The organism is Dietzia sp. CW19 (genome assembly GCF_014145265.1).
Lineage (GTDB): Bacteria > Actinomycetota > Actinomycetes > Mycobacteriales > Mycobacteriaceae > Dietzia > Dietzia natronolimnaea.
Genome location: NZ_JAALEE010000321.1, coordinates 5,788 through 14,485 on the forward strand (window position 1 = coordinate 5,788; position 8,698 = coordinate 14,485).

Below are 8,698 nucleotides of genomic sequence, written 5' to 3' on the forward strand. Positions count from 1 at the left end.
ACGAGGTCTCGGACGCCAGCGAGCGCGTCGAGTTGATGAAGCGCCGCGACGCGATCAGGCGCGATCTGAGCAGGGTCACGCCCAGTTCGGTCCCGTCCCCCGCACCTGCTCCCGCGCCCGCCCCCGCCCCGGCCCCCGGTCCGGGTCAGGGCCCCGCGACGCTCGTTCCCGGGGTGCCCGTGCCGCTTCCGTCCAACCTGATCCCGCCGCCGCCCCCCGGTATGCCGGTCATCCCGCTGCCGCTGGACGGGCTGCGGATCTCGACGACGCTGCAGATCCCGATCGACACCCAGCGGATCCAGGACTTCCTGGCGCCCACCACGGGTCGGCCGCAACCGGGCGAGGTCGACGGGACGGGCCCGGCGCCGTCACCGACACGGACCACCGTGACCCAGGTCCCGACGTCGGGGCCTGCGGCCACCAGCGCTCCGGCGACCACCCAGCCCACCAACTGACCCCCTCCCCGGTGGGGCGGAACGGGGAGGTAATTGCGGACCCCCAGTGGTCGCGGACCGGTCGTGGCCGCGGCCCGGCGGGTCAGCGACGCCAGTAGAGACGACGCGGGCGCATCGTGCGCACCGCGTCGGCGTATCCGCGGCAGTAGTCCCACGAGACGTAGTCGTCCGGGATGGGGTCGAACGCGGGCTCGTGGGGCAGGAGTGAGCCGTCCTCCAGGAGCTGCATGAGGTTGGCGCGGAGCATGTCCCACTCGTGGTAGTGCTCCTCCGCGCAGTCCTCGCACTGCACGGCCACCCCCTTGACGCCGGTGGGGGCCAGGAGTTCGCGGAACTCCGCGAGATCGGCGAGGTCCTCCTCGATCGCACGGCGTTCCTCCGCGTCGAGCGGCCCGGAGGGGATGCCGTCGTCCACGGGGTCGAGCCCGGCCAGTTCCGAGGTCGGATCGTCCGGATCGCCGGCGAACGGGTCGGGCGGCATTCCGTGCCGTAGGGGATCGTTCACGCTCCCACCGTACCCGTGGGCACCACCTGGCGGGGCCGACGGTTCGAACCCGGGACCCCGGACGCACTATCCTCGGACTCCAGACCCAGACGACCCCCAGGAGGACGGCAGATGAGCGAGTCGCGAGGCCCCGTGCGCACCGGCGGCGACGATCCCACCAAGGTCGCCATGGTGGGCCTGACCTTCGACGACGTGCTGCTGCTCCCGGCCGCCTCCGAGGTGGTCCCCAGTGAGGTCGACACGAGCACCCGGCTCACCCGGGACATCACGTTGCGGGTGCCGCTCGTATCGTCCGCGATGGACACCGTCACCGAGGCCCGGATGGCCATCTCCATGGCCCGCCAGGGCGGGATCGGGGTGCTGCACCGCAACCTCTCCGTGGCCGACCAGGCGGCCCAGGTGGACACGGTCAAGCGGTCGGAGGCGGGCATGGTCACCGACCCGGTCACCTGTGCTCCCGCCAACACCCTCGCCGAGGTCGACGAGATGTGCGCCCGTTACCGGATCTCCGGCCTGCCGGTGACCGACGAGCGGGGCGAACTCGTGGGCATCATCACCAACCGGGACATGCGTTTCGAGGTGGACAAGTCGCGTCGGGTCGACGAGGTCATGACCCGCGCACCGCTCGTCGTCGCGCGGGAGGGTGTCACGGCGGAGGCCGCCCTCGGACTCCTGCGACGCCACAAGATCGAGAAGCTGCCGATCGTGGACGGCGACGGTCGCCTCACCGGGCTCATCACGGTCAAGGACTTCGTGAAGACCGAGAAGCACCCGGACGCCACCAAGGACTCCGACGGTCGACTGCGCGTGGCCGCGGCGATCGGGACCGGCGAGGACGCCTGGCAGCGCGCCGGGACCCTCACCGACGCCGGTGTGGACGTCCTCGTCGTCGACACCGCCCACGCCCACAACCGCAACGCACTCGAGATGGTCGCCCGCGTCAAGCGTGAGCTCGGCGACCGCGTCCAGGTGATCGGCGGCAACCTCGCCACCCGCGGCGCGGCCCAGGCGATGATCGATGCGGGCGCGGACGCGATCAAGGTCGGCATCGGTCCCGGCTCCATCTGCACCACCCGCGTCGTCGCGGGGGTGGGGGCCCCGCAGATCACCGCGATCCTCGAGGCCTCCGTGGCGGCCCACGCCGCGGGCGTCCCCGTGATCGCCGACGGCGGGATGCAGTACTCGGGGGACGTGGCCAAGGCGATCGCGGCCGGGGCGTCGGCGTGCATGTTCGGTTCGCTGCTCGCGGGCTGCACGGAGTCGCCCGGGGAGCTGATCTTCGTGGACGGCAAGCAGTACAAGGTCTACCGGGGGATGGGGTCGGTCGGCGCGATGCGCGGCCGGGGCAAGCCGGGGCAGGAGAAGTCGTTCTCCAAGGACCGCTACTTCCAGGACGACGTGCTGTCCGAGGAGAAGCTCGTCCCCGAGGGTATCGAGGGACGGGTGCCGTACCGCGGCGACGTCGCGCAGGTCCTGCACCAGCTCACCGGTGGACTGCGCGCGGGGATGGGGTACACGGGATCGGCCACGATCCCGGACATGAACCGCGCCCAGTTCGTCCAGATCACGGCGGCGGGGCTCAAGGAGAGCCACCCCCACGCGATCCAGATGACCGTCGAGGCCCCCAACTACAACGTCAAGGACTGAGGGCGCGTGCGCAACGTCGTGGAGATCGGAATGGGCCGTGAGGCCCGACGGATGTACGGGCTCGGCGAGGTGGACATCGTCCCCTCCCGACGCACCCGCAGCTCCAAGGAGGTGTCGACGGCCTGGCAGATCGACGCCTATCAGATGGACCTGCCCGTGATGACCCACCCGACCGACGCGGTGGTCTCACCCGAGTCGGCGGTGGAGTTCTCGAGGCTCGGTGGCCTGGCCGTCCTCAACGGAGAGGGCCTGTGGGCGCGCCACCAGGATCCGGAGGCCGCGATCGCCGAGCTGCGCGAGCTCGCTCTCGAGGACGTGACCGGCCACCGGGCCGTGGCGCGTCTCCAGGAGCTGCACCGCGCCCCGATCGACCGCGAGCTGCTCGCGGCGGCGGTCCGGCGGATCCGGGACGAGGGCGGCACGGTCGCGGTCCGGGTGTCCCCCCAGCACGCGCGCGACCTCACGCCCGGTCTGGTCGCGGCCGGGATCGACCTGCTCGTCGTCCAGGGCACCATCATCTCCGCCGAACACGTGAGCGGCGAGGACGAGCCGCTGAACCTCAAGGACTTCATCCACGAGCTCGACGTGCCGGTGATCGCCGGCGGCGTGGTGGACTACAAGACCGCCCTGCATCTCATGCGCACGGGTGCGGCCGGTGTGATCGTGGGTTACGGCGGCGTCGAGGGGGTCACCACCACGGGTTCCGTGCTCGGGATGGAGGTCCACATGGCCACCGCGATCGCCGACGCGGCGGCCGCGCGACGCGACTACCTGGACGAGACGGGGGGCCGGTACGTGCACGTACTGGCCGACGGCGACATCTACACCTCGGGTGACATCGCCCGTGCGGTGGCGTGTGGCGCCGACGCCGTGGTGTTGGGTCCGTTGCTGGCCGGGTCGTTGGAGTCCCCGGGGCGGGGTGTGTACTGGGACGCCGTGTCCGCCCATCCCAAGGTCCCCCGTGGACACGTGGCGGAGATCGACGACGAGACGGCCCTGGCGCCCCTGGCAGAGGTCCTGGAGGGGCCGACGAGCGTCCCGGACGGAACCCGGAACCTCATGGGTGGCCTCCGTCGCGCGATGGCCAAGTGCGGGTACTCGGACGTCAAGGGATTCCAGAAGGTGGACCTGTCCGTCCGCCCCTGACGCGGTGGACAAAACGGGAGCTACTGTCGGGTAGGTTCTTGGTGCTCGGGTACTGTGACCTACACCTCGACCACCAGGGAGCCCCACCATGACGACATCGACGCCGTCGCCCTCGACCACCGCCTCCACCGGGAGTCCCGACACGGACGTCCTCGTCGTCGGGTCCGGATTCGGCGGAAGCGTCACCGCTCTGCGCCTGTCGGAGAAGGGGTACCGCGTCACGGTCGTCGAGGCCGGCCGACGGTTCGAGGACTCGGACTTCCCCAAGACCTCGTGGCGGCTCAACCGGTACGTCTGGGCGCCCAAGCTGAAGCTGTTCGGTCTCCAGCGCGTGCATCTGCTGCGCGATGTGATGGTCATGGCGGGGGCGGGCGTCGGCGGTGGCTCACTCAATTACGCCAACACCCTCTACAAGCCCAACTCCCCGTTCTTCAGGGACCGGCAGTGGGGCCACATCACCGACTGGGAGGACGAGCTCACCCCGTTCTACGATCAGGGGCGCCGGATGCTCGGTGTGGTCACCAACCCCACCCATACCCATTCCGACGACGTCATGAAGGCCGTCGCACGGGACATGGGCGCCGAGGACACCTTCGTCTACACGCCGGTCGGGGTGTTCTTCGGGGAGAAGACCGGGGGAGAGGGCAAGCCCGGCGAGACCGTCCGCGACCCGTACTTCGGGGGTGTGGGGCCGGATCGGACCGCCTGTATCGAGTGCGGCGAGTGCATGACCGGCTGCCGGCACGGGGCCAAGAACACCCTGCTCAAGAACTACCTCGGCCTGGCCGAGCGGGCCGGGGCCCGGGTTCTCGACCGCACGACCGTCAGTGGCGTGCACGAGCGTGCCGACGGCACGTGGGAGGTGACGCTCGAGCGCACCGGAGCCTGGACCAGATGGGGTAAGCGCACCACCACGGTCACCGCCTCGCACGTCGTGATGGCCGCCGGAACCTGGGGCACCCAGCATCTGTTGCACTACGCCAAGGACGACGGCTCGCTGCCCCGGCTCTCGCCGGCGCTCGGGAAGCTCACCCGCACCAACTCCGAATCGATCCTCGGGGCGATGCGCCCCAATTACCTGCCGGAACAGGATTTCTCGGAGGGCGTGGCGATCACGTCGTCGTTCCATCCCCGGCCGGACACCCACATCGAGCCCGTCCGCTACGGCAAGGGTTCCAACGCCATCGCGATCCTGCAGACCCTTCTCACGGACGGGGACGGGCCGCTCCCGCGGTGGCGCACCCTGGTGAACGAGATCCGGCGCAAGCCGAGCATGTTCCTGCAGCTGTTCTACCTGCGGCGGTGGAGCCAGCGGTCGGTGATCACCCTGGTCATGCAGAACCTCGACAACTCCCTGGAGACCTCGGTCAAGCGTCGCGGGCCGTTCCGGTACGTCACCAGCAAGCAGGGCCACGGCGAGCCCAACCCGACCTGGATCCCCGCGGGCAACGAGGCCACCCGGCGGATCGCCGAGAATATCGGCGGACTGGCCGGCGGGACGTGGGGCGAGATCGCCAACATGCCGATGACCGCGCACTTCCTCGGCGGATGTGCGATCTCCGATTCGCCGGACAGTGGCGTCGTGGACCCCTACCACCGGGTGTGGAACTACCCGACGATGCACATCGTGGACGGGTCCGCGATCTCCGCGAACCTCGGGGTGAACCCCGCACTGAGCATCACCGCGCAGGCCGAGCGGGCCATGTCGCTGTGGCCCAACAAGGGCGAGGCCGACCCCCGGCCCGCACAGGGCGAGCCCTACGAGCGCGTGACCCCGGTGGCGCCCGTGTCGCCGATCGTCCCGGAGGCGGCGCCCGGCGCGCTGCATCTGCCGATCGTCGGTGTCTCTAGCGGGGGTGCTCCCGCTCGCGCGTGAGCTCGAGCAGTTCCTCGAGCCCGGCCCCGATCCCACGGGCGATCACGTCCGGGTCGGGCACGAGGTGCTCGCACGAGATCACTCCCAGGTCGAGGTGGCCGTCGATCGACACGCTGGTCACCGACAACCCCGCACCGTGGAGCAGCGGGCCGAAGGGGTGCATGTGGGTGATCCGTGCGCCGAGGAAGTAGAGCGGCTTCCGGGGCCCGGGCACGTTGGAGATGATCAGGTTGTAGATCACCGGGTGGACGTCGGCGAGTCTGAGCGCCTCGTACACCCGCATGCCCATGTCGAGGAGGCCGCGGGGGCTCATCCGGCCCCAGTTGTCCAGCAGGGCCGGTCGGATACTCCCGGCCTGCTCCTTGGCGGTCGCCGACGCGTCGACTATCCGGTGGAACCGCTCGACGGGATCGGGCACATCCGTCGCGAGGGACGCGAACATCGCCGAGACCTGGTTCGCGCCGCCGGTCGTCAGATCCGCGCGGGTGGACATGGGGACGATCGCGACCATCGACGCGTCCGGGGCGTCGCCGTGCTCCTCGAGGTAGGACCGGACCGCGCCGCCGACCACGGTGAGCAGGACGTCGTTGACCGTGCCGCCCAGGCGCGTGGTGACCTCCTTGACGGCCCGCAGGTCGAGCGTCACCGTGGCCACCGCGCGGTGCGGGGTCAGGGAGCGGTTGAACAGGGTCCGCGGCGCGGTGAACGGGGCGGGCATGGACCGTCCGCCGTCCTCCCGGCCCCGGGCCCGCTTCATCGCCCCCGGTACGGAGAGCGTCTCGGGCAGGAGGCGGAGGAGCGCCAGGGGTCGGCCGATCAGATCCCGCGCGCCCCCGGCGATGAGTTGGATGGTGTTGGCGCGGCCGACGTGGGTCCGGACCAGTGCGGGATCCTGGATGGGCGTGGAGGCGTCCGTGGCCGCGAGGGTGGCGAGCAGTTCGGCACCCAGCATGCCGTCGATGAGCGCGTGGTGGACCCGGCAGAACGCGGTGACGGTGGGGGCGGCCGGGTCGCCGCGCTCGATGATCCACACCTGCCACAGCGGGTGGGAGCGGTCCAGTGGTGTCGAGGCGAGTCGCCCGCACGTGGCCAGTAGGTCGTCCTCGCTGCCGTCCGGACCGAGCGTGATCCGGTGGACGTGACGAGTGATGTCGAAGTCGAAGTCCTCCACCCATGCCGGGTGTCCCAGGTTGAGGCGGGAGTCATGGATCCTGCGCCGGAACGGCGGGATGGCCTTGACCCGCCGGGCGAGCCCGGACCGGAGGCGCTCGAAGGAGTACCCCTCGTCGATGGTGGAGACGTCGAGGTGCACCACCCCGTTGATCACCATCATCTGCTCGTCGGTCTCGAGGTACAGGAAGCTGGCGTCGAGGCCGCTCATCCGTTCCACGGGTCACCCCTCCTCGGTCGTCGTGGACCCCGGCGGGGTCGAGACCGTCGCCCCGGCGTCCCCCGCCCCGGCCGCCGTCTCCCGGGTCAGTTCGAGCAGGCGCTCCATCGATTCCCGCAGCCCGGTGGCGATGAGTCCGGGGTCGGGCACGAGGTGCTCGCACGCGTTGATCCCCACGTCGAGCCGATCGCCGAGGGACATCGCCGTCACGGACAGCCCGGAACCGTGCATCAGCGGGCCCAGCGGGTACATGTGGGTCACCCGCGCGCCGAGGAAGTCCGGTGTCTTTCGGGGGCCGGGGAAGTTGGAGACGCTGAGGTTGTGCACCACCGGGTGCAGGTCGGCGAGGTGGAGGTCCCCGTACAGGCGCATCACCAGCGACAGGGCGCCGGACGGCGCCAGCGTGGCCACGTCCTGGATGAGGCCCGGGCGCATCCCACCCCGGGCCCGCCTCTTGCCCCGCCGCGTCCGCCGGGCCACCGCCCGCAGCCGCTCGAGCGGGTCCTGGATGTCGGTCCCCAGCGACGCGAACAGCACTGTCACCCGGTTGTTGCCCTGGGTCCCCTCGTCCCCGCGCGTCGACACGGGCACGACCGCCACGAGTGGCTTCTCGGGGAGGTCGTCGTGGAATCGCAGGTACCGACGCAGTCCGCCGCCCACCACGGTCAGGAACACGTCGTTGACCGTCACCCCGAAGGCGTTCTTGACCTCCTTCATCTCCGTCAGGTCGAGCGAGGTGCCCCGGACCGCCCGGTGCGGGGTGATCGTCGCGTTGAACCGGGTCCTCGGGGCGGTGAACGGCGCGGCGCCGGGGATCGGGGTGGTCTGCGCCGCGTCACCACCGTCCTCCACCGCCTCCGCCGCGTTCCCGCCGGACCTCCTCGTGGCCGTGGCCCTGCGCAGTCTCCACGGCAGCATCGCGGCCTCCGGGACGAGCCGGGCGAGGGTGAGTGGTCGGCGCACGGAGAAGTCCCACAGGCCGCCTGCGACCAGTCCGATCGGATTGGCCCCACCGGCGTGGACCCGCACCGGGTCGAGATCACGGGCGGACGGGGTGGTCCCGGCCCCGCCGAGCTTCCGCAGGACCGCCGCGGCGCTGGTCCCGTCGAGCAGCGCGTGGTGGGCGCGGAAGAACACGGCCACCGTGTCCGGGGTCGCCAGGCCCTCGAGGACCCACATCTCCCACAGCGGCCTCGACCGGTCGAGCGGGCGACTGCTGAGGCGGCCGCACATCTCGAACACGGCGTCGTCGTCACCGGGCGGCTCCACGTCGACGCGTCGGACGTGCCGCGTCACGTCGAGGTCGCATTCCTCGACCCATGCCGGATGCCCGAGGTTCAACACGGAGTCGTAGATCTTGCGGCGGAACGCGGGGATCTCCTTGACCCGACGGGCGAGTTCCGTCCGGAGTCGCTCGAAGCTGTACGCGGACCCCTGGTCGGAGACGTCCACCACGAGGATCCCGCCCACGACGAGCATCTGCTGCGCCGTCTCCAGGTACAGCAGGCTCGCGTCGAAGCCGGTCATCCTCTCCATCGGTGCCCTCCCGGTCGATGGTCACGGCCGAGGACGACCCCGGTCGTGATGTGATCCATTGTGAACACCCCGGGGGCGGAAGTGGCCGAGTTCGGCGGAGTGGCCACGGGGCCTAGATGTATTGACCACGCAGGTTGTGTCTC

Annotated in this window: 6 protein-coding genes and 1 pseudogene; 4 read left to right on the forward strand and 3 right to left on the reverse strand. The window is 70.8% G+C overall.

Annotated elements, in window-relative coordinates; translation table 11 throughout:
* Positions 1 to 455 (forward strand): annotated as a pseudogene (locus tag G6021_RS10115) (hypothetical protein); the annotation flags it as partial.
* An 82-nt stretch (positions 456 to 537) separates the two neighbouring features.
* Here the strand turns inward: G6021_RS10115 and G6021_RS10120 are convergent.
* The gene (locus tag G6021_RS10120; protein ID WP_179526160.1) at positions 538 to 936 is read right to left on the reverse strand and encodes a DUF5319 domain-containing protein; all 399 of its coding nucleotides are present in this window, start codon (positions 934 to 936) and stop codon (positions 538 to 540) included.
* 135 nt (positions 937 to 1,071) lie between these two features.
* On the opposite strand from G6021_RS10120, the gene guaB reads away from it, so the two are divergent.
* The 3 genes from guaB to G6021_RS10135 all read left to right on the forward strand — a co-directional run bounded on the left by guaB (position 1,072) and on the right by G6021_RS10135 (position 5,629).
* A complete protein-coding gene (guaB, locus tag G6021_RS10125) occupies positions 1,072 to 2,607 on the forward strand; it encodes an IMP dehydrogenase (protein ID WP_182609355.1) in 1,536 nt (511 codons plus the stop codon).
* Positions 2,608 to 2,613: 6 nt separating this feature from the next.
* Positions 2,614 to 3,753 (forward strand): GuaB3 family IMP dehydrogenase-related protein, encoded by a 1,140-nt coding sequence (locus G6021_RS10130; protein WP_179524693.1) that lies wholly within the window; start codon positions 2,614 to 2,616, stop codon positions 3,751 to 3,753.
* Between the two features lie 88 nt (positions 3,754 to 3,841).
* Entirely contained in the window at positions 3,842 to 5,629 is a 1,788-nt protein-coding gene (locus G6021_RS10135; protein ID WP_182617170.1) for a GMC family oxidoreductase, read from the forward strand.
* Here G6021_RS10135 and G6021_RS10140 read toward each other — a convergent pair.
* Positions 5,601 to 7,010, reverse strand: a complete 1,410-nt coding sequence (locus tag G6021_RS10140) for a wax ester/triacylglycerol synthase family O-acyltransferase (RefSeq protein ID WP_241736511.1) — start codon at positions 7,008 to 7,010, stop codon at positions 5,601 to 5,603. The genes G6021_RS10135 and G6021_RS10140 overlap by 29 nt on opposite strands.
* 12 nt (positions 7,011 to 7,022) lie before the next feature.
* On the reverse strand, positions 7,023 to 8,555 hold the full coding sequence (locus G6021_RS10145) for a wax ester/triacylglycerol synthase family O-acyltransferase (protein WP_182641212.1): 1,533 nt from the start codon (positions 8,553 to 8,555) through the stop codon (positions 7,023 to 7,025).
* Positions 8,556 to 8,698: the final 143 nt, after the last annotated feature.